Here is a 24626-nt window from a genome sequence, read left to right as displayed (position 1 = left end):
AGTAAAGACTACTTCATTAATGACTCTCAAGAAAAAATAGCATTACTTTTTTTATTAAAACTTATACCTCATCGTTAATTTCCAAATTGGGTTTCTAGCATAGTAAGCTGAAAAATTTCTAGTATCACCTCCTTGAAATCTACGAATATCTTCACCTGTAAGGTTAGATACTCCTGCACTAAGTTGTAATTTTTTATTTAATAAATTCTTTCTAACGGTAATTCCAAGAGTAGTATTTCCTTCAGTATAGTGTGGTTCATCTGCACGTGTATTTCCTCCAATAGCCCCTAAATTACTCAAGTAATCACCTCTATAAGCTGCCGTAAACCTTACAGAAAAACCAGATCGTTCATAATACAAAGTTCCATTAGCATTATGCTTAGCTGTACCAGGAAAACCATCAGCTTGCTCCCCTAAATCTCCGTCAAATTCACTTTCAACGTAAGAATAATTAGCTTTTACACCAAAATCTTTTGCAAAACCAGGTAAAAAAGAAAGGTGTTGATTCAATCCTACTTCAAAACCATAAATTTGTCCATCTGTAATATTTATTGGCTTGGTTATGTCAAACAACAAACCAGTTAAATCATCAGTACCGCCTGTTCCATCAGGTAATGCTATCCCTAATAATTCTTCTCCTGGATATGCTTGATCTGGTGTTACTGCTTTTACGATGTAATTTTTAAGATTTTTATAAAAAGCACTAAAAATAAAAGCACCTCCGTTGTTAGTATAAAACTCTAAAGTAGTATCATACATCCATGCTGTATAAGGTTTTAAATCTGGATTACCAGATACAATAGTTCCTCTTAATTCCGAATTAGCTAAGTCTGCTGCATCTGCAGGGGCAATATTAGTTAGAAAAGTAATCTCATTGTTTGGAATTAAATCAACAAACTTTGGTCTTGAAACTCCTTGGTAAGCACTAAATCTTAATTTTGTTCTTTTTTGTAACGTAAAATTGGCATTAAAGCTAGGTAATACATCCCATCTAGAAGTTTCTACTTCATAATAAAAATTCTCTATCGAAAACTCATCCAAATCATCGCCAGTATCTGCATCTTCAAATGCTACCCCACTAAATCCTCTTGATTTATTTTGTGTTCTTACAGCTCTAACTCCAAAATTAAAACTTACAGGAAGCTTAAGAAGCGCTGTTTTTATATCCATTTGTGTATAAAAATCGGTACTAGCTTCATTTGCACCGTAGGATCTTCTAGCATCAAAACCTAGATTATTTTCTTCTGCTTTTACGTCTTTTAAATCTACATCAAAATCAAAAATACTTCCTCCATCAACATCAGAATAACCTGGCATTAAATCTAGTACAGCTTGCCCCGGAACTTTAACCCATCCGTTTTCTAAACCTGCAACATTACCTTCATTAAAACCTACGCCTGTAATCTCTCCTAAAAGATCGGTATAAGCACCACTTGAATTTAGGTCAGCCACAATACCTCCATATAAACCACTTAATTGATCACTATCCGTATGTGAAGAAGTTGTTTGCCTAGCTTCAAAATCAGTTTCCGCATATCTAGCTCCAAAAGATATTATTGATTTTTTATCTAACTTATATTCAAAATCAACTTTTGCTGCATAATTATACCCTTTAGTTCTAATAAGTCTACGTGAAACTCTATTAAGATCGAAAGAAGCTGGATCAAAAGCCTCTACTGGCAGTCCATAATCAGGAGTGTTTCCTCTCAAATCAATATCCAAACTTGTTTGATCATACCCTCCATTACGTCCTTGAACTCTGTGAGTTATTTGTGTTAAATTTTGAAAATAATCTAAATCTGAATACGAAATATCTGAAATGATTTTTAATTTTCTTGTTGGTTTATATGTTGTATTTAAACCAACTATATTATTGGTTGAGTGATTGTCATAAAATTGATTTGCATTTGTAATGGTAGTCCTAACATTGTCTTCTGAAGAAGGACTAATATAAGTTAATATATTACCATTAAAATCAAGATCTCCTTCATTAAAAATATGGTTTCCTCCTAATAATTGAGTACTTCCTGTACTTCCCAAGCCTATCTGAAATTGCTGTCTATCTGAATTAGCTTCTACAGTTGTTCGAGTATAGTCTAATACCATATCTATTTCTTTTATTGGTCTCCATTGTATAGCTGCAGATGTTGCAAAACGCACTTGATTGGTTCTTAACAATGAATTATTAATGGTTCTTCCAACAATTACATCAGAATATTCTGTCCCATTTTCATCTGTAAGGTTTATACCCTGAGTAATCCCTCTTAAAGAAGCTTCATCTTTTATATTGTCTTCATCAGCATAAATAACTGAAAGAGCAACACCTAGTTTTTCATTTATTTTCGTTCCATAAACACCTGAAAATCTATGACCAAAATCAAGATCTTCAATTGTAGAATTAGATGCACCTCTTACATTTATACTGGCAAAATAATTCTTCTTTCTATATTTTGCGTCTAATGGTCTTATCGTTTGAAAATCTACAGTACCTCCAAGATTCGTTGAAACTTCTTTAGCCTGCGTTGTCTTATGAATTCTTGCTCCCGAAATAATTTCGGTAGGGATCACATTTAAATTAAACTTTCTAAAATCTGATTTCCCTTCATTACCTGCAGAGATTGGTGTACGTCCATTCATTGTTACACCAACAAATTGCGGCCCTATTCCTCTAATAGAAACTCTATCTCCAGAAACTCCATCTACATCTCTTTCTATTTGTACACCTGCAACTCTTTGCAAAGCGTCTGCTGCGTTGGTGTCTGAGAAATTTCCAATATCTTCTGGAGTAATCGCTTCTATTACTGTAGCGGCATCTCTTTTAGCTCTTACTTCAGATATATTAGAAGCACGGATTCCTGTAATCACAATTTCTGTTAAAGATTGTGTATCAGCCTTCATCTGAACATTGATTATTTTTTTACCAGCAATTACACTTTCTACTGTCTTATAACCTAAATAAGAAAACATCAATACGGCGCCTTCTTTCTTTACCTTTATTCTATATTCTCCATCCATATCAGATACTGCCCCAGTAGTAGTACCTTTAACAATGATACTTACCCCTGGTAAAGTAACATTGTTTTCATCTGTTACTACACCTGTAATTACTTTTTCTTGCGAAAAAGCAAATGATGACATCAAAAGAGCAGCAATAATAGTTAATAATTTTTTCATCTTTTTTTGTTTTAGCTTTGCATTATTTGGTGGTGCTAATTTCTAACTTATTTAAACAAATGGTCTTCTTATTTCAATCATTTCTTTGCTCATTTTAAAAAACAACTAGTAATATACCTTGGTTTTCGTACTATATATAAGGTATTTAAAGAAAATATTGGTTTTAATAGTATCTCATTTTTTTATTTTCTAAAAAGCCTTTTTCTCCTTATTGTTATTGATATTTATTTTTTACAGCAAAAAAATGATGGAATAGAGAATCGTTTGTTAATAGGTAAATAGTTACTTTGTTTACCTGATAAATGAATTAAGTAATGAAGAAATTTACAACAATCCTTTTTTTAACATTAAGTGCAACTTTTGTTTTCTGTCAGAATAATCAGTTTCAAAAAACAATTGCTCCCAATTGGGAATCCATGGCAAAAAACTATCAGGTGCCAGAATGGTTTCAAGATGGTAAAATTGGCGTTTGGATGCATTGGGGAATTCCTTCGTCTATTGATGAAAATAGAATAGAAGATGGATCGCATTATGGAAGAAGAATGTATGGTGATACAGATTACGATGCTAGAAACGAACCAGACAGAATGAGAACTGTAAAATTAACCAAATGGCATACAGAAAGATATGGGAAACCATCTGAATTTGGTTATGAAAAATTTATAAAAGACTTTAAAGCAGAAAACTTTAATGCCAATGAAATTGTAAAGTTTGTGAAAGAATGTGGTGCTCGTTTTATTATGCCAGTGGCAACGCATCATGATAATTTTGATATGTATGATTCTTTTTTTCCTTGGAACTCTGTTAAAATGGGGCCGAAAAAGGACATTCTTAGAGAATGGAAAAATGCTGCAACAAAATATGATTTAAAATTCGGAGTTTCAACTCATTTATATTGGTCTCCTCGTTTTTTTAGAACTGCAAGAAAATTTCAGAAAGAAGGTACTCCAGAATGGGAATTCTTTAATATGGATTATGATTCTTTCGAATTTGCTAGCCAAGATAGTTGGAACGAACATTGGTACAAACGTTCTTGGGATTTGATAGAGAAATATGATCCAGATATGTTTAATAACGATTCTCCTTATCCAACAATAAAAACCGGAAAAGGATTGGGTGTTAAATTATTTTCTGATTACTTAAATAGAGATTTAAAAGAGAATAACGGAAAACAAACAACCGTTTTATCTTTTAAAGATATAAAAAAGAATAAAGCGGCATTTACTTACAACTTAGAAAGAGGTATGTTTGGTGAACAACAAAAATATCCATGGATTTGGGCAACCGATTTATCTGGAAGTTGGTTTTATAGAAAGAATTCTTTTACCAAAATGTCTTTAGATGTATTAATTGGTAATGCTATTGATGCCATAAGTAAAAATGGTGTGGTTATGATTAACATTGCTTTAAAAGGCGATGGAACGATTCCTGATAATCAAATAAAAATGTTGTCTGATTTTGGTGCATTTGTAAAAATTAATCAAGATGGAATTTACAACACCAGACCTTGGAAAATTTATGGTGAAGGTCCTTTAAAAATAGTTACTAAAAGAGCCGGTGAGAATCTAAAAAAATTCTCTGAAAAAGACATTCGTATTACGACAAAAGATGGAAATCTTTTTGCTTTTGTTTTAGCAGCACCAACAGAAGATGTTTTAATTAAAACACTACATAAAGGTGGTGTTTTACAAAAGAAAATAAAAGAAATTAAATTACTAGGAAGTGATGAGAAAGTTACTTGGCAGCAAGAAAAAGAGGGATTAATTATTAAAAATAACTTTAAGAAATTACCGAATCAGCCAGCTATTTGTTTTAAAATATTTTTAAACTAATTTATATCAAAAATGGATTCTAAATTTTCATTTTTATTAATTGTTTTAACACTTACTTTAGGTTCGTGTAAAGCGCAAAATGTAGATACTTCTACTATAAATTTGGTGAAAAATAAGTTACCAGAATTTTCTTGGGATAAAATGCCATTGTATATGCATTTACGCAAATCAACTTCTTTTTCTAATAAAGAGATTCAATATTTATCAAAATTTCCATTAATCACTTTTGAAAAAACAACAGGAAGCAAAACTTTTGGGTCTACAGAAAAAGGAACTATTAAAGCGGCAAAAGCTGTAAAAAAACTCAATCCGAATGCTAAAATAGTATACTATAAGAATGTAGTTATCAATTGGGGAGGCTATTCTGAAGATGAAAATTTTTTATACGAACACCCAGAAGCTTTATTAATCAATGCCAAAGGACAAAAAGCGGTAATGCCAAATGGCAAAACAGGATTCTTTGACATATCAGAAGAATACGTGCGTAAGTATTGGTTACAACATGTGAAAAAGGTTACTGAAAATCCATTTATTGATGGTGTTTTTTTAGATGCTAATATAAAAGTACTAGTGCCAGGTTTTTTTAATAGTCGTGTTGGAGAAGAAAAGCAAGAAGCTATTAAATCTGGTTACTTATCAATGATGACTGATTTAGAATCACAATTAGGAGATGATAATTTACTCATAGCAAATATTCTTCGTGTTCGTCCAGAATTTGAAGATTCGGGTAGAGCATACTTAAAATTCTTTGACGGCTCTTATATAGAAGGTTTTGAGCATGAAAGTTTTGGCATGGCTTATGAAGATTACCTAGCACAGGGAATAGAAGCTGTACAAAAATCTGCAAGAGAAGGAAAAGTAATAGCCATGTCTCTTGGTATTGGCAAAGGATTAAAAAATGCCGAAGCAGGTATTGATGATGTTAGAAAAAAAGTAAGTAAACATGAAGATTTTTCAAAGCGCTTAGAGTATCTATTAGCTATTTTTTTAGTTTGTGCAGAAAAATACAGTTATGTTTATCCGCATGATGGCTATGGAACTGAAAAATCTGCTGTTTGGTTAAAAACGTTTCCACAATATGAAAAGCCTTTAGGAAAACCTTTGGGTTTTGCAAAACGCGAAGGCTACATCTATACCAGAAAATTTGAACATGTAGATGTCTGGTTAGATATCAAAAATAAAACATCAAAATTAAACTATAAATAAAACTTTACGTCCTAGAATTAATATAACAAATTAAAAAAAATGAAATCAATTTTAACATCACTAGCAATTTTATTGTTCTTTTCTAATCATGTTATTAGTCAAGAAAAAAAGGATTTAATAAAACCCAATGTTATTATTTTTTATGCTGATGATTTAGGTTGGCAGGATACAGAAATAAATAATTTAGACGAACCAAGCCCATGGGAAACGCCTAATATTTCAAAATTAGCTGAAGATGCTGTAAACTTTACAAACGGATATTCTCCTGCACCTACTTGTGCACCATCTAGATGTGCTGTTTTAAGTGGGTTACATCCTACTAAAACAGGAGTAACACACGTTGCTGGAGGGCAAATGCCTAACGCAGAACAAAGCCCAAACTATATATCACCTTTTTTTGAAGGAGGATTGTTTCCAAAACATTTTACAATTGCGGAAGCTTTAAAAATGAATGGATATACAACAGGACATATTGGAAAATGGCATGCAGGACATGATGATTCTCAAAAATCAAAAAACCAAGGTTTTGATTTTGTTCATGAATCTAGAGGAGCACATCAAGGACCTAAAAAACCAGACAATCGTTTGAATACATTTGCAACAAGAGCAAAGAATGATCCTTACCGTTTAAGTGATGAAAAATATCCTCCTTTTACCAAAGATTCTCCAGAAGGAATTTCATACCCATATGATGAAATTACTGAAAATGCTCTTAAATTTATTGGTGAAAGTAAAAACGAACCTTTCTTTTTATATTTAGCACATTGGATGGTTCATTCTCCAATTCACACTAAAAACCGCGAGTTATTACAATATTACTGTGATAAGTTAGGAATTGATTTTCCAACAAAAGATGTTCCTGTAACTACAGAAGGTCAAACAAATCCTTATTTTGGATCTATGGTAACCACTTTAGACTGGAGTTTAGGACGTGTTGTAGACTTACTAAAGAAAACAGACGACCCTAGAAATCCTGGTAAAAAACTTTATGAAACTACTTACATCTTTTTCTCTTCGGATAATGGAGCTGTTGAACATGTAGGTAAAGAAATTGTAACGGATAACTTTCCTTTAGATGAAGGAAAAAAATATGCGCAAGAAGGAGGTATTAGAGTGCCAATGCTAATTTCTGGACCAAGTATACCAAAAGGAAAAGTATATGATGGGTTGGTAAATCAATTAGATTTTTATCCAACAATTTTAGACCTTACAAATAGTAAGATACCAGCGAAGTACAGTTCCGATTTAGATGGATTAGATATTTCCGGAGTTTTGTTAAATAATGAAACTGTTATCAAAAATAACAATGGAGAACCAAGAAAAGATTTATGGTGGCATTTTCCTCACAATCGTGAATTTCAAATGCAATCTGCAATAAGAGCGGGAGATTATAAATTGTATAAAAACCATGTAAAAGGTAATTATGAATTATACCGTTTGTACAAAAATGGTGAAAGAGCAGATTTAGAAGAGAAATTTGATATTGCAGAACAGTCTCCAAAGATTGTTAAAGATTTATCTACAAGATTAGAAAAGTATTTAAAAGAGTACGACGCTAAATTCCCTTATAAAAATCCTTCAAAAATAAAAGGAGAACCAGAAAATGTAGCTACTATTCCAAAAATTAAAACAGATTCTTTTGATGCTTCATCACGTGAAATTACAGTTACATTAGAAAAAGGGAACTCTAAAGTTATTGAGTTTTATGGATTGATATCTTACAAAGATTTACATGCTGTTTCAAAAAATGGAAAACAAAGAAAAGTGCACGAACCTTTTACAAAATTAGAAGGAGAATTTAATAAAAATACATCAGAATATACCTTAACACTTCCTGTTGGAGTAACAGAAGCAGGTATCATTTTTATAGATGAAAACAGATTTATGGTTAAAAGTAAATTTCATGTTTTAAAAGCACCTAAAAAATCTAAAAAAGTTAAGAAAAACAGAAAAAATAAAAATTAAAACACTTACAAATGAAAAATAAAACAAATCTTTTAGGTTTATTATTCTTATCACTATTTGTATCTAATACAATGTATAGTCAAAGGAATTCTAAATTAATAAAACCAAATGTCATCATTTTTTATGCAGATGATTTAGGTTGGCAAGACGTACAATTAAATGACCTGGATGAGCCGTGTGCTTGGGATACGCCAAACATTGCAAAACTGGCAAAAGATGCCATCAACTTTACGAATGCATATTCTCCAGCACCTACTTGTGCTCCATCAAGATCTGCACTTTTAAGTGGATTGCATCCCGCTAAAACAGGGATAACCAATGTGAGTGGAGGTGGAATTCCTAAGGCTCAGAGATCTGAAAAGTACATGAGTCCTTATTTTCCTGAAGGTTTAATGCCAGAAAACTTTACCATTGCTGAAGCTTTAAAAATGAATGGTTATAAAACCGGACATGTTGGAAAATGGCATGCAGGAGCAATGGATATACAGAGCTCTAAAAATCAAGGTTTTGATTTTGCGCATGAATCTAGAGGGGCACACACAGGACCTAAAAAACCAGACACTCGTTTGACTGTATTTGCTACAAATGATGCTAATGATCCATACCGTTTAAGTAAAGAAAAATATTTTCCTTTTACAAAGGAAAACCCTAAAGGAATTTCTTATCCAACGGATGCCGTTACAGAAAATGCACTTAAATTTATTACCGAAAGTAAAGAGCAACCTTTCTTTTTATATTTAGCACATTGGATGGTGCATTATCCAATTCACTCAAAAAACCGCGCATTACTAGACTATTATTGTGATAAATTAGGCGTAGAGCTTCCAGAAGTAGATGCTGAATGGACTAAAGAAGGTCAGAACAATCCTTATTTTGGGGCTATGGTTACCACCTTAGATTGGAGTTTAGGGCGTGTTGTAGATTTGTTAAAGAAAACAGATGACCCTAGAAATCCTGGTAAAAAATTATACGAAACTACGTATATCTTCTTTTCATCGGATAATGGTGGAGCGGAAACTCGTAAGGCAGAAGTAATGTCTGACAATGCTCCTTTAGATAAAGGTAAAAAATATTCTGAAGAAGGTGGTATTAGAGTTCCAATGCTTATTTCTGGACCAAGTATTCCAAAGGAAAAAACAAAAGATGTTTTAATCAATCAATTAGACTTTTATCCAACCATTTTAAACCTGACAAATAGTGAAATACCTTCTAAATATAGTGATGATTTAGACGGATTAGATATTTCTAAGGTATTGTTAAATAACGAAAAGGATGTAAAAGATAGCAACGGAAACCCTAGAGAAGATTTATGGTGGCACTATCCTTATGGAGACGATGTTAAAAATCAATCGGCTATAAGATCTGGAGACTATAAATTGTATAAAAACTTTAATTCTGGCAAATATGTATTGCATCGTTTGTATAAAGATGGAAAGCGATATGATTTAGAAGAACAACATGATATTGCAGCAGAATCTCCTGAAATTGTTAAGAAGTTAGCTGCTAAACTAGAAAAGTATCTTAAAGATTACGATGCTAAGCTGCCATATAAAGACCCTTCTAAATTTAAAAACGAAGAAGATGCAGCCGCTATTCCGGTTATTGTGAATGATGTTTTTGATGCGAATTCTCGTACAGTTACTATTCAATTAGAGAAAGGAAAATCAAATGTGATTGAAAGTTATGCGCTTATTAAAATTTCTGATAAACCAAGTGCTACAGGAAAGAAAAAATTACACACAACATACATAAAAGTACCTTTAGAGTCTAGTAAAGATAAATTAGAATACACTGTTAATGTTCCAAAAGAGGCACATGAATGTGGCGTTATTTTTATTGATGAAAATAGATTTATGGTGAAAAGTAAATTTCATGAGTTAATAAAGGCTCCTAAAAAAGGAAAGAAAAAAAATAAAAAGAAAACGAAAAAAAAGAATTAAGCTCTTAAAGGAAGTGAAAATATAGAATAGGTCTTTCATAGAGTAATATTCTTTTTATGGAAAAAAGAATTTCATAAAGCCAAATACTAAAAACAGGAAATATGAAAAATATCGTTACTACTTGTTTTTTGTGTTTCCTGTTTTTATCAAAAATAGCGTATTTACAAGAAAACATTAAAAAACTAAAAAACAGTAAACCAAATATCATCTTTGTAATGACAGATGATCAAGGTATGGGAGATTTCTCTTGTATGGGGAATCAAGTTGTAAAAACGCCAAATATTGATGCTTTTTATCAAAAATCAACACGTTTTACAGAATACCATGTAAGCCCTACTTGCGCGCCAACAAGAGCAGCATTAATGAGTGGTAACCATGAGTTTAGAGCAGGTGTAACGCATACAATATTAGAACGTGAAAGAATGGCTTTGGACGTTTACACACTTCCACAAGTGATGCAATCTGCAGGTTATAAAACAGGTCTTTTTGGCAAATGGCATTTAGGAGATGGAGATGAATATCTCCCTCAAAATAGAGGTTTTGATGAAGTATTGATGCATGGTGCTGGAGGTATTGGTCAAGTAAGTTTAGGAGATTTCCCTGCGAATAAAGAAAACTTATATTTTGACAATGTCTTACTTCACAATAAAACGATTGTAAAAACGAAAGGCTTTTGTACGGATGTGTTTTTTGATGCAGGATTGGCTTGGACAAAACAACAAATCGATGCTAATAAACCATATTTTACGTATTTATCATTAAATGCACCTCATGCTCCATTAATTGCTCCAGAATCTTATAAAAAACGTTTCTTAGAACTGGGTTATGATGAAGGTACTGCTGGAAGATATGGAATGATTGAAAACATTGATGATAATTTTGGAAGGTTGATAAAAAAACTGAAAGAATGGGATGTTTTAGATAATACGTTAATAATTTTTACAACAGATAATGGTGCAACACATTTAGGAGGAACTTTAAATGGGAAAAAAGTAAAACATTTTAATGCCAATCTTAAAGGTGGAAAAAATTCGCCTAATGAAGGTGGAAATCACGTACCTCTTTTCTTTTACTGGAAAGGCGTTTTATCCGAAGGAAAAGATATCAACCAACTTACAGCTCATATAGATTTATACAAAACCTTTACAGAATTGGCTGGCGCTAAATTGCCAGAAACAATGCAATCTTTAAAAGGATTATCGTTAATTCCATTATTAGAAAACACAGCAACAACCTGGGAAGACCGTTTGTTATTTACACATTGTGGAAGATGGAAAACAGGGAAAGTAGAAGAAGCTAAATATACTAAAATGGCTATAAGAAGTCAGCAATGGCGTTTTGTAAACAATAAAGAATTGTATGATGTTATTAACGACCCTGGAGAACGCAATAATGTTGCAGCAGAAAACCCAGAAGTGATTACTAAATTTGAAGAACCTTATAACAAATGGTGGTCTTCCTCTATTCCATTTATGATAAACGAAAATAGAAAAAGAGTAAAAAAGCAGCCACTTCATACAAAATATTATAAGCAATTAGAGGAAAAAGGAATTTTAGAATGGAATCCTAAATTTGATTAAAATTCACCAAAGATGAATACTATAAAAAATATTTTAAGAATGAAATTAACAAGTTATACTTTTTTAATAGCGCTGTTTTTGATTTCTGTATCCTGTAAAACCAATGTTGACTCTACTGCTTTAAATCATCAAGTATTTGACCAAACTAATAATTGGATAGTATTAAATAAAGTTGATGCAAAAAAAGAAGGCAACACATATTCTTGGAACTTTAATGTAAAACATCCTTCTGAATATGTACTTCAAATGGTTTCTAGTGGAGAAATATCCGAAGATAATAATTCTGCAAAAGTAAAGATTGATAAACAAGAGTTTGAAGAATCACTCTTAGAAAACTACGTAATTAACTCGAATGAGATCGTTTCAGAATTCAAAAGCAAAATTCAATTTAAAAATACAGGAGAACAGAAGATTTCAATAACAACTGATACAAATTTTAAAACGGTAAGAATTATTCCTCATTATAAAAAACCAATTGGTTCTGGTAACTATCATCAAGAATGGTTATCAATGCACAATTCTGATGAAAAACAAAAAGCATTAAAACGTTTTAAAGAAGCAAAGTTAGGAATGTTTATTCACTGGGGATTATATTCTGAAATTGGCGGAATATGGAAAGGAACTAAAATTAATAACTCTCCTTATCCAGGTCCAAAAGTTGCAGAATGGTTAATGTATGCGTTTCAAATTCCAAGAGGAGAATATAAGGAGCTCGCAAAAACGTTTAATCCTGATAAATCATTTGCACAAAATGTAGCGAAACTAGCCAAAGATGTTGGCATGAAATACATCGTCATCACCTCTAAACACCACGATGGATTTGCTTTGTTCGACTCTAAAAGTTCAGAATTTGACATAGTTGATGCAACTCCATATAAAGCAGATATTGTTAAAGAACTGTATGACGCCTGTTTAAAAGAAGGTATCGATTTTGGAGTATATTATTCTCATGGAAATGATTGGATGGATGGTGCTGATGGTAATTATACCAACGTTAAAAAGGTAAATGATTCTTTAGGAATATATACACATCCAACAGGTAAAAACTTATGGGATCCAAGTAAAAACACACATAAAGAATACCTACAAAACAAAGCATATCCTCAAGTAAAAGAACTTTTAAATGTATTGCCCGAATTGCGTTTAATTTGGTTTGATGGAACTGGTTTTATCACCGAAGAACAAGCATTTCAGTTTTATAAATTGGTTTATGATATCAATCCAAATGTAGTAGTAAACAGAAGAGTTGGTTATGCGTTTGGAGATTATTTAGATGCTGGAGATAATAAGATTCCTTCTGCATCAGAAAAGTTAGAAAAATATTGGGAAACTTGTGGAACAACAAACAATTCTTGGGGTTATAAATCTTATGATAAAGACTGGAAAAGCCCAAAAGAATTGTTATACTACTTTGTTGATATTTTATCAAAAGGAGGAAATTACTTATTAAATATTGGACCTGATGGAAAAGGAAATGTACCAGAAACAAGCGCCCAAAATTTGCGTGAAATGGGTAAATGGATTCATCAAAATGCTGATGCTGTTTATGGAACATCTCGTTGGAAAACACCCAATGAAGGTCAAGAAGAAACACTTTTAGATGGTACAGGTCATAGAGCTGCTAAAGGTTTTGAAAGAAAATTCACTTCCAAAGATTTTTGGTTTACAACAAAAGAAAATAAAGTATATGCTATTTCTTTAACAAATACAGAGGGAGATGTCCTTATAAGATCACTGAGAAAAGGTGAAGGAGATATTGAACAAGTAAAGTTATTAGGAAGCGATAAAACCCTTAAATGGGATCAAAATAAAAACGGATTAAAAACTACTGTAATCGGATTACCAAAAAATGCGCTTGGTTATGTTATAGAAGTTACTTTAAAAAATAATTAAACTAAATTACATCATGAAAAGTATATTGACTCAAATTTTTCAAATACGATTTCTACTTTTAACAGTATTACTAATTACTACAAATTGTGCTAGTAGCCAGACATCAAAAAAGGAAGATCAAAAAAAACCAAACATTATCTACATTTTAGCTGATGATTTAGGTATTGGTGATGTTAGTCTTTATAATGAAAAAAGTAAAATACAAACGCCCAATTTAGATAAAATGGGTAAAGAAGGTATGCAATTTACAGATGCACATACCTCTTCTGCTGTGTGTACACCAACCAGATATGGTATTTTAACAGGACGATACAATTGGCGAACACCTTTAAAAGAATTTGTTACTTGGGGGAATTCACCGAGTTTAATTCAGAAAAACAGATTAACAGTTGCACAATTACTAAAAGATAATGGCTATAAAACAGCAAGTATAGGAAAATGGCATTTAGGTTTAAACTGGACAATGAAAAATGACAGTCCAGAGTTTGATCATTTTTCAGACAAATCTGAGCGTTTAAATTTCAAAAATATTGATTATAGTAAACCTTTAAAATTTGGACCTAATGATATGGGATTTGATTATTCTTATATGATTTCAGCCTCTTTAAATATGCCTCCTTTTGTGTATATAGAAAACAATAAGGCAACTATGATTCCTACAAAAATAACAGAGAGAAGCAGAAAAAAATATCCTTTTAGCAGTTGGATAAAAGGAGATGTTGCTGATGATTTTAAACATGAAGAAGTACTTCCAAATGTTGTAAAAAAATCGATTTCATTTATTAAAGAGAATGCCAATAAAGAAAAACCTTTTTTTATGTATATTCCATTGCCTTCTCCACATAATCCTGTGTTACCAATTGTTCCATGGAAAGGACAAAGTGAAATTGGCAGTCCTTATGCAGATTTTGTAATTATGATTGATGATTTAATGGGCACTATTTTTAAAACATTAAAAGAACAAGGAATAGACGAAAATACAATAGTCATTTTTACAAGTGATAATGGGTATGCTACTACCAATGATTTAAAAACTTTAAAACAGCACAAACACAGTCCTAGTTATATTTACAGCGGTTACAAAGGAAGCTTTTTAGAAGGTGGACATAGAGTGCCGTTTTTAGTAAAATGGCCTGGAAAAATTAAACCAAATTCGGTTTCTGATGTAACCTTATGTACTACAGATTTTATGGCAACTTGTGCAGACATTATTAACTATGATTTTAAAGATAATGAAGCCGAAGATAGCTACAGTATGTTACCATTATTAACAAATAAAGGAACCTTTTTAAGAGACGCAACGATTCATCATGATAAATATGGAGTTTTTGCCATCAGAAAAGGGGATTGGAAATTAATTGTATCGCCAAATTCTGGAATTTCGGCTTCAGGTGAAACTAAAAAACATAAAGATATTTCAGCAGATGAGATTCTATACAATTTAAAAAAGGATATCAAAGAGCGAAATAACGTTGCAGATCAGTTCCCAGAAAAGGTAAAAGAATTAAAAGAACTATTAAGCCAACAAATTATAAACGGAAGAAGTACGCCTGGGAAAGCTCAAAATAACGATGCTATTACAGGTGAATGGCCTCAAGCAAATTTTGCATTTAAAAAATAAAATCACATATAAAAATTAAAATAAAAGACACAAATGAAAATATTCAAATTTCTTTTCATATTAGTTTTAGCAATCTCTTGTAAGTCTCATGCTACAATCAAAAAACAAGATACTATTGTTAAAAACACCGCTCCTAATATTGTTTATATTTTAGCAGATGATATGGGGTATGGAGACCTTTCCTCTTTAAATTCAGAGTCAGGAATTCAAACACCTCATATGGATAAAATATTAAAAGAGGGCGTTCATTTTACAGATGCGCATACAAACTCTTCTGTCTGTACACCAACTAGATATGGTATCATTACAGGACGTTATGCTTGGAGAAGCTCCTTGAAAAAAGGGGTTTTAAATGGTTATAAACCAGCTTTAATTGAAGAAAGCAGACCAACAGTTGCCTCTTATCTTAAAAGCAATGGTTATACAACCGCTTGTGTTGGAAAATGGCATATCGGTTTAGATATGCAACCGAAAGATGGAGACAGATCTATAAAAGCTAAAGATGGATTGAGTAATGTAGATTTTTCGAAAAGAATAAAAGACCCAAGTTATTTAGGGTTTGATTATTCATACATTATTCCTGCTTCTTTAGACATTCCCCCTTATCTTTATATCGAAAATGGAAAAGCTGTAGAATTACCTACAGAATATACAACAGAGAAAAGAAAAGGTAGAGGTCTTAGTTGGAGACCAGGAGAAAAAGCACCTAGTTTTGTTTTTGATCAAGTATTAGATAATTTTACAAAAAAATCGGTTTCTTTTATTGATGATCAAAAAAAAACAGATTCACCTTTCTTTCTTTATTTTGCGTTAACAGCACCTCATACTCCTTGGTTGCCGGTAGGTGATGCTGTTGGTAAATCTAAAGCAGGCGATTATGGCGATTATGTTACTATGGTAGATGATGCTGTAGGTGCAGTTGTTACTGCGTTAGAAAAATCTGGTCAATTAGAAAACACATTAATTATTGTTACTTCTGATAACGGATCTAATTGGACAGAAAGAGATAAACAAAAATTTGCACACCGCGCAAATTACATATACAAAGGGCAAAAAGCAGATATTTACGAAGGTGGACATAGAGTGCCTTATATTGCAAAATGGCCAGGTGTAATTCCTGCAGGATTAGAATCGAATCAATTAATGTGTACAACAGATTTATTTGCTACTTTATCTGGTATTTTAAATCTACCAAAAGTAGAAAAAGGAGCTGATGATAGTTATAACATGTGGCCTGCTTATACTTCTAATATAAAAACACCAATTAGAGAAGCGGTAGTACATCATTCTATGTACGGCATGTTTTCTATTAGAAAAGGAAAGTGGAAATACACTCCAGAATTAGGTTCAGGTGGTTTTACAAAACCAAAAAATGTAGAAGCAAAACCCAATGAAGCTACAGGAACTTTATATGATATAATTAATGATCCAGAAGAAAAAAACAATTTGTATAAAGAAAATCCAGAAGTGGTTGCAGAATTAAGTAGTCTTTTAGAAAAGTATAAAAAACAAGGGTATAGTAATAAATAGGAATACAGCAGAATTATGACACAATCTAGAAAATTTAATTTTTCATTAGTAATTCTATGTATCACATTTCCTTTTTTAAAAGGAATTGCGCAATCAGATGATCAATCTAACGGAGCGTATCGTGAAGTTTATATTAAGAAAACTTGGGAAAGGTTAGATGAAAACAAAGACGGTGAATTTACGGAGGAGGATAACAAACGCATCTGGAAACATTTAAATAAATTATTAGACAGTAACGGAGATGCCCTAATTAGCTTTGAAGAATTTTCGACTAAAAAGCAAGTTCCGTATTTGAAGACAGAGGGAAAAAGAAAGTTAAATGTTCTGTACAAAGTTACCAAAGAAGAGGATTTATATTTAGATATTTATTATCCTAAAACGTTAAAAGAAGGAGAGAAATTACCCGTAGTGATATACACACATGGAGGTGGATGGGCAGCAGGTAGCAGACACGGAGCAGCGAATGCTTCTTTTAAAACTGTACATACAGCACTTTTAGAAAAAGGATTTTGTGTGGTTTCTGTAAGTTATAGACTTTGGAAAAATGGAGGAAACACTACCATGAGAGATTGCGTGATAGACAGTAAAGATGCTATGCGTTATTTGTCTAAACATAACAAAGAATTAGGAATTGATGCCAATCGTTTTTTCTCATTTGGAGATTCTGCAGGTGGTCAAATAGCACAAATGTTATTACTAAGTCCTCCTGAAAGTTTAAAAGGAGAAAAATCATTAGAAAAATACACCTATAAAATGATTGCAGGCGTTTCTTGGTATGGCCCTTGCGATTTTGAAGATATTAGTTTATTCAATCATGATGATAGCCCAAATTTTAAAGATAGATTTGGTGCAAGAATAACAAAACCAGATACCAAACCGAAAGATAAATTATTGCTCTATAAGGAAATGAGTCCGATTAATTATTTACATAAAAACAGTGCTCCGTTATTAATGATTCAAGGAGACAAAGACACTACCATTCCAGTAAAACACGCTTATTATATGGCAGAAAAAGCGAATGAGTTTGGCGCACCTGTAACCACATTAATTGTAAAAAATGCAGGACATAATTGGCGAAAAGTTGGTGCGGATATTAATCCTAATAGAGGAAATATTGAACAAAGTACTATTGATTATTTTGTTTCTCATTTATAATTAATTAAAGCAAATAAACGATTGAATAGAGAAACTATTGTTTTTAGTTTAGCTTTAAATTTGTTTATAGACTTGTAAAAATTATGATAAATGACACGATTGTGTATGCATTCTTAAAATACTATTAACGTTAGTAGTTTAGTCTGTTTAAAAGTATAACTATTTAAAAAGTATAACATAAAGTAAAATAATCATGAATAAATTTAGTTTTTTTAATGTAAAATTAGTTTTTTTAGTAATGTTGGTATCCGTTTTGTCCTCATGTGCACAAAATAAATCAGCAATTGCACAAAACAAATCAATTAAACCAAACATCGTATTTATACTATGTGATGATTTAGGCTATGGAGATGTACAAAGTTTAGCTCCAGAAACAAGTAAAATTAAAACCCCTCATATAGATAAGTTAAACCAAGAAGGGATGACATTTACAGATGCGCATTCTGGTGCATCCGTTTGTACACCTACACGTTATGGAATTATGACAGGGCGTTATAGTTGGCGAACAAAATTACAAAGCGGAGTAGTGTCTGGTTTTGCTCCAAACTTAATTAAAGAAGATCGCCCTACCGTTGGTAACTTTTTAGGAACTGAAGGTTATCATACGGCTATTATTGGTAAATGGCACATGAATTTTCAATACATTGATCCTATTTCGAAAGAAGTAATTAGAAAAAAAGGTAGAAATTTACCACCTGTAGGAGCTACAATTCCAGATGGACCTATCAATAGAGGATTTGATTATTACCATGGTTTTCATCATGCAGGTAGTATGAAAGCAGTTCTAGAAAACGACAAAGTAATTCTTCATGAAGATGAAATTAATATGTTGCCTCGTTTAACAACAAAATCTGTAGAATACATTAATAATCAAGCAAAAAATAAAGATGGAAAACCATTTTTTCTATATGTGCCTTTAGGGTCGCCACATACACCAATATTACCTTCTAAAGAATGGCAAGGTAAAAGTGGGCTTGGAGCTTATGCAGATTTTGTAATGCAAACAGATGCAACAGTAGGTGCAATTACAAAAGCATTAAAAGATAATGGTTTTTCTGAAAATACATTGGTAATTTTTAGTAGTGATAATGGTGCTTCTAAAGCAGCAAATATAAAAGGACTTGCTAAACAAGGACATATTGTAAGTGCGGGGTATCGTGGTTCAAAATCAGATTTATGGGATGGTGGACATCGTGTGCCTTTTATTGTAAGATGGCCAGGAAAAGTAGAAGCGGGTTCTGTAAATAATGATTTAATCTGTTTAACAGATATATTTGCTACTTTTTCAGATATCATAAATGTTGCTGTACCCAGCAAAAGTGGTGAAGATAGTGTAAGTTTTTTACCAGCACTAAATGGAGAAGCTATCAATAGCACGAGAGCTGGTGTAATCCATCATTCAATTTCTGGACATTTTGGGTATAGACAAGGAAAATGGAAATTGTTATTGTCTAGAGGTTCAGGAGGTTGGAGTTCACCACAAGAAGATGATACTACATTAGATAATATGCCAATAGCACAATTATATGATATGGAAAACGATGCAGCCGAAACAACTAACTTATATTTAGAGCGTCCAGAAATTGCTGAAAAGCTATTACAGCTTTTAGAAAATGATATTAAAAATGGAAGAAGTACAACAGGGGAGTTTTCTCAAAATGATATTGATAATATAATTTTATGGAAAAAAAGAACTGTTAGTAGAAGTAAGAAAGCAAAAAATAAAAAGAAGAAGTCTAAAAAATAATTTTATCTATAAAATTAAATGTCAAAACTAAAGATTTTATTATTGTTACTATTTTTTCTTTTATTAGGAAATAGAACTCTTGCGCAACATCTTTGGTATGAAAACGAAACAGGTACGGAAAATATAACATTTTCAAGAACAGTAGATGGTACTTTTACTACAGCTGAAACAAATCCAGATGTTAGTGGAGTAAATACAAATACAAAAAGTTCTAAGTTTGTTAGAGATGCAGATGTAAATAGAGGATTTACCTATTTTCAGTTGTTTACCCCGCTAACAACTGCTTCAAAATATACAGTAACTTTAAAAGCTTACATAGATGTTGCCACTTCAGATTTATCGTCTGAACCAAATCGTTTACGTATCTATTTACGAAATACCACTACTGGAGATTTTAAACAGATAACAAAAACATTTACAGTAGGTAAAGCATGGGAAAAGTTTTCTTTTGTTTTTGATAAAGCTGATTTCACAACAGAAGGTTTAGGAAGCGGAGGGTATAATCAATTAGACATTGGTTTTGGAAACGGACAAGAATCAACATCTGCAATAAATTATTTTATAGATCAAATTCACGGATCCATACCCCAAGTACCTTTAAAAGATGTGCTTAAAGGTTCTTGGGGAGGTCGTTTTTACGTAAGGGCTGGTGAAGATTTAGATGACTATGTTGATAATAAAGGTTATAATTATATTGCAGGAGCGCAAGAAATTGCAGACAGTTATCCTACAATGGGGCATGTAATAACCAATGCTACCAATAATGCTAATTCACAATTATGGACTTTAAGAACAAATCCTAATGTAGATGAGGTAATGGGAGCCGAAAATTCTATTGTAGATGAAGAATTTGTACCGAGTTTAGCTAATGAACAAATTATTATCGATGTTATTGACATCTTCAAAAATTCAGGTAAAAAAGTTATTTTATATGTAAATACGCAAAGTCCAGCAAATAGAGCTACAGCTGCAGGAGCAGTAGCTTGGAATAATTATGTAGATACATATTTTGCTGGTGATGGTCATGCAGCATGGATGAACTATTGTGAAGGTTATATAAAACGTTTTACAGAAATAGGAGTTGATGGATATTGGTTTGATTCATTTGGAAGTTATAATATAAATAATAGTCTTGGAAATGCTGATGTTGCTAGTACTACAGAACAAAGAGCTGAATTTGTAGCAATGATTCGTAATGCAGCTCCTAATGCTATTATCACAACGAACATTGATAAAGATTCTTTTGTTGATGAAAACGGAGATTTAATATTGGTAGATACTGATGGAATTGATGAATCGGTAGGTGTTGATGGAACTGGTGATGATCCTAATAGAGATTATACTATTATAAAGATGACAGCAACGAACTCTTGGTCAGATTTTACAGCAGGACATATTACACCTTTAGGACAAGGAGCTCCTCCTAATTCTTGGGCTTATGAAGAGTTTACAATATCAGATATTGAAGAATCATCAATATCTATATATGAAGGAACAAAACAAACATTAAAACATTTCTTTTTACCGCTAAGAGCCACTTGGTCTAGCGAAAGATCAGATTTAATGTTTGATAATGAACAAGCGTATCGTTTTGCGAAAAGAATTACAGATGCAGGAGGATCCGTTACTTTTTCAAACACAACAGCTACAGATGGTACTACATCAGAAGATGAAGTAGAAATATTAACATTTATGGATCAACAATTTGCTATTAATGCAGATGCAACTGTTTATGAACGTCCGGAAGGGGCATTTCTTGTTGGAGAAGATCAAAGCCTATCTATAGCGTCTAATTTGAGTGATGATATCTCTCTTAAAGTATTTCCGAATCCAGTAAAAGATGTTTTTAAATTATCTAAAGAATTCAATTCTCTTACAATCTATGCAATTACAGGTGAAAAAATATTACAATTTTCAGGAAATAAAGAAAGTTTTGACGTTTCAAGCTTAAATCCTGGATTCTACATAATCAAGGCATATGTAAATAATAATTTTGAAGTAATTAGATTTCTTAAAAGATAATTGTTTCAGGAAGAGTTTTCTTTCCTTTGATATAAATAAGTATATTGTAAAAAATTAAACCTCAATTAGAATTATCTAATTGAGGTTTAGTTTTTATTCATGAAATAGAATTTACTCCAAATAAACTTAAGGAATGGTTACCTCAAACACTTTAGAACCATAATCTCTTACGGCAGTAATCTTTACGGTTTGTCCTGAATATTCTTTTAGGAACTTTTGTAAATGTGCAATATTTGAAATTTTATGTTTGTTTAATTTTTGAATCACCCAATCTTTGTTCAATCCGGCATCCAACCACATTTTCGCTTTTTTATTATCTAATGACTCAATATAACAACCAAAATTATATCCACCTGTTGCATCTATTAAATCTGGATCATCTGCAATGTTAATTAACAAAGCTCCATTCACTTCTTTTTGAAGTGCTTTTTTAATTTTGGTAGTCTTTCCTTCAACAACAGTTTCTTCTGCATATTTACCAGCTAGTAAAGTGGCTAACCAACTTGGGTAGGTAACTTTTTCAACTTTTGTAAATTCAACTTCGTTTGTAAAACCAACTGGAATTCCATTTGAATCAAAGGTTCTAGCGCTCAACAATGTTGATTGGTTAATTTTAAATGGCTTTGAATATTTTAACGAACTCATTGTCGGTTCTGATCCATCTGTAGTATAATAAACATTAGATTTTTTTCCTGCTCTAATATCGGCCCTTAAGCTTACAATAGTTTCGTTTTCAAAATCACCTCCAAATGGTAATATACGTGTCATTGTATGACCGAACTGATCCATTGGGAAGTTTTTAAATCCTGTTTTTAATGCAGGAGAATTTTCTTCAACTTGATAATTTCCGTTGATTGGATCTACAAAATTTGGATTTGCTGAAACAGCGTTTAAATCATATCCTTCTTTATTCCAAGCTTCCATGTTCTGATTTGGGGACATCTCAAAATTATCAGGATAATTAACGTTCCAATACGTGTTGTTGTCATAGTTTTCACTCCATTTAACTTTTTTAGACAATCCTACTCCACGAATAAAGTTTTTAGTAGGTGTATTTTTACCAGGCAATGTACCAGCAATCACAAAAATGTTTTTATAAATTTCATCTTCTGAATGTTCAGGCCATACATGCCATCCTGAAGGAACTGCACTTACGGTAATATTATTATACACTTTACGTCCCATACCATCTCTTAATTTAATGGTAGACCCTAAGTTTAAGTTGTTATAGATTTCGTAATAACTAGAACCATCATCTAAATCAATCGTCCAGTTTCCTGCACTAATAGATTTTCTATAATTGGCTATTTTGTTATTTCGTAAAATTGTGTTGTCAATAGCATCCAATCTTGTCAATTCCTTTATAAAATGCTCATTCGTTCCTCTACCACCTTTCCATTGTCTTTCTCGTCCCCAAGAATTAAAAGGTCCATGTTCTCCTGTTTCTCTAACGGTTTCCCAAATATCATTAAATTCAATAAGGTGTCCTCCCCAAGTACCATCGTTGATACATATTCCTGCACGCGGACAGTTATAAATGGTATTATGTGAAGCTGTTATTTTATGACTCATAGAAATGTAAACACCCGCCACTTGTTTACCAACATCACCAAAATCGTGCATAATACTGTTTTCAACAACACATTCTTTTGGGTAATCAGGTGTTTTAGGTCCTGCTTCTAAATCCATGTTTTCACGCATCGCATTCCAGTTTTTCCCATGAAGTAATCTGTCATCCCACGTTTGATAAAAACGAACTGCTTTAGGAGAACCAACAAAACATACGGCACTTTCTCCGGTGTGTACAAATCGACAACCGCTTACTTTATTGTTACGATTGTAAGCACTCATAAATACACCATTTCCTCCTACATACTCAAAATTACAGTCTTCAATTAACAGGTTTTCTGTACCTTCCATAAAAATGGTTCCACCTCTGTGAACAGCCCAATCTCCACGAGCAACAGGCTCATAAGCCTCCATAAACGTATAATTGGTTTGTGTAAAATGGAATCCTTTAAACTGAATGTTTTTTACAGGTGCTTCTTTAGTTCCTTTTAATTGAATAATATCTGCTATAACGGGTACTTCAATTTTAACGTCACTTAATTTTACGTCTTGCATCGGATAATAGTAAAGCGTACTAGTTTTGTTGTCTAAAAACCATTCACCAGGAACATCTAGTTCTTCAAAAATATTTTCTACGAAATAGTAAGACGCATGATTTTTTTTACCTCCAATACCATGTGTTCTCTGTAGTTGCCAACCACCTTCGTTAAGGTATATTCTACTTTCTTCTTTATTGATTGATTTAAGTCTGTACTGCATATTTCCCCAGTTATGACTTTGGAAACTATGCACAATTCCTGTTTCAGTATTGCTCCATGTTTTATCCGAAAAAGTTTCAGGATCGTATGAAAACCATTTATCATATCGTTTGTCTGTACCACCTGTGACTTGAAGGTATCCTTTTCCGTCACGAAGTGGGTTTTCGTAATCATAATTAGGAAAACGTGCTCTTACCTGGCGAACATCATCAACAAATAATTGATCCATAGACAATCCACTTGGAACTTGAGTTTTATAAATCCCTCCTTTGTGTTTTTTCCATTTTAAAGATGCTAATTGACGAGAGCCTTTTATAACAACCTTTTCTCCTGGAATTGCAGAAAATACAACTGGTTTTTTTGTTGTTCCTGAAAATTCGCTATCCAAGGTAAGCGTTTCATCAATATAATATTCCCCTGCAGAAAACCATACGGTTACAGTTTCTTTACCTGCATATTTTTTTACTTCTTGAAAAGCTCTTTTAAAGCTTAAATAAGGACTGTTTTTTGTGCCTGAATTCGCATCATTTCCTTTGGGAGATACATAAATATCCTTCGCAAAAGAATTACTAAGCATGAACAGAACCAGAAGAATTGTTAATAAATTTCTGTTTATTATCATCTTATAAAATTT

13 protein-coding genes are annotated in these 24626 nt (G+C 32.2%); 11 read left to right on the top strand and 2 right to left on the bottom strand.

The genetic code is table 11. The annotated features are described in order from the left end of the window. Positions 1-54 precede the first annotated feature (54 nt). Positions 55-3174: a TonB-dependent receptor gene (locus BLT70_RS11625; protein WP_091894592.1), complete on the bottom strand. Its 3120-nt coding sequence runs from the start codon at positions 3172-3174 to the stop codon at positions 55-57. Between the two features lie 314 nt (positions 3175-3488). On the opposite strand from BLT70_RS11625, the gene BLT70_RS11620 reads away from it, so the two are divergent. The 11 genes from BLT70_RS11620 (at position 3489) to BLT70_RS11570 (ending at position 21665) form a co-directional block, all read left to right on the top strand. Beyond that, positions 3489-5006, top strand: a complete 1518-nt coding sequence (locus BLT70_RS11620) for an alpha-L-fucosidase (RefSeq protein WP_091894590.1) — start codon at positions 3489-3491, stop codon at positions 5004-5006. 12 nt (positions 5007-5018) lie between these two features. After that, a complete protein-coding gene (locus BLT70_RS11615; RefSeq protein ID WP_091894588.1) occupies positions 5019-6212 on the top strand; it encodes a putative glycoside hydrolase in 1194 nt (397 codons plus the stop codon). 39 nt (positions 6213-6251) lie between these two features. Continuing rightward, positions 6252-8177, top strand: a complete 1926-nt coding sequence (locus BLT70_RS11610) for a sulfatase (RefSeq protein ID WP_091894586.1) — start codon at positions 6252-6254, stop codon at positions 8175-8177. A gap of 11 nt (positions 8178-8188) precedes the next feature. Next, positions 8189-10117: a sulfatase gene (locus BLT70_RS11605; protein ID WP_091894584.1), complete on the top strand. Its 1929-nt coding sequence runs from the start codon at positions 8189-8191 to the stop codon at positions 10115-10117. Positions 10118-10218: 101 nt separating this feature from the next. Then, positions 10219-11697, top strand: a complete 1479-nt coding sequence (locus BLT70_RS11600) for an arylsulfatase (protein WP_091894582.1) — start codon at positions 10219-10221, stop codon at positions 11695-11697. A 12-nt stretch (positions 11698-11709) separates the two neighbouring features. After that, positions 11710-13590: an alpha-L-fucosidase gene (locus BLT70_RS11595; protein WP_091894580.1), complete on the top strand. Its 1881-nt coding sequence runs from the start codon at positions 11710-11712 to the stop codon at positions 13588-13590. Positions 13591-13603: 13 nt separating this feature from the next. Then, positions 13604-15211: an arylsulfatase gene (locus BLT70_RS11590; protein ID WP_091894578.1), complete on the top strand. Its 1608-nt coding sequence runs from the start codon at positions 13604-13606 to the stop codon at positions 15209-15211. 33 nt (positions 15212-15244) lie between these two features. Beyond that, the gene (locus BLT70_RS11585; protein WP_091894577.1) at positions 15245-16741 is read left to right on the top strand and encodes a sulfatase-like hydrolase/transferase; all 1497 of its coding nucleotides are present in this window, start codon (positions 15245-15247) and stop codon (positions 16739-16741) included. 15 nt (positions 16742-16756) lie between these two features. Next, positions 16757-17896, top strand: coding sequence for an alpha/beta hydrolase fold domain-containing protein (locus BLT70_RS11580; protein WP_091894575.1), 1140 nt, complete (start codon positions 16757-16759; stop codon positions 17894-17896). 193 nt (positions 17897-18089) lie between these two features. After that, positions 18090-19643 carry an arylsulfatase gene (locus BLT70_RS11575; protein WP_091894573.1) on the top strand — a complete coding sequence of 518 codons (1554 nt, stop codon included), beginning with the start codon at positions 18090-18092 and terminating at the stop codon, positions 19641-19643. A gap of 18 nt (positions 19644-19661) precedes the next feature. After that, positions 19662-21665: a T9SS type A sorting domain-containing protein gene (locus tag BLT70_RS11570; RefSeq protein WP_091894571.1), complete on the top strand. Its 2004-nt coding sequence runs from the start codon at positions 19662-19664 to the stop codon at positions 21663-21665. 126 nt (positions 21666-21791) lie between these two features. Here the strand turns inward: BLT70_RS11570 and BLT70_RS11565 are convergent, their stop codons facing one another. Beyond that, complete coding sequence (locus BLT70_RS11565; RefSeq protein ID WP_172824414.1) at positions 21792-24569, bottom strand: chitobiase/beta-hexosaminidase C-terminal domain-containing protein; 2778 nt, start codon at positions 24567-24569, stop codon at positions 21792-21794. Positions 24570-24626: the final 57 nt, after the last annotated feature.

Source organism: Polaribacter sp. KT25b (assembly GCF_900105145.1).
GTDB lineage: Bacteria > Bacteroidota > Bacteroidia > Flavobacteriales > Flavobacteriaceae > Polaribacter.
The sequence above is the reverse complement of the archived record's forward strand: the minus strand, read 5'-3'. Positions and strand labels throughout refer to the sequence as shown.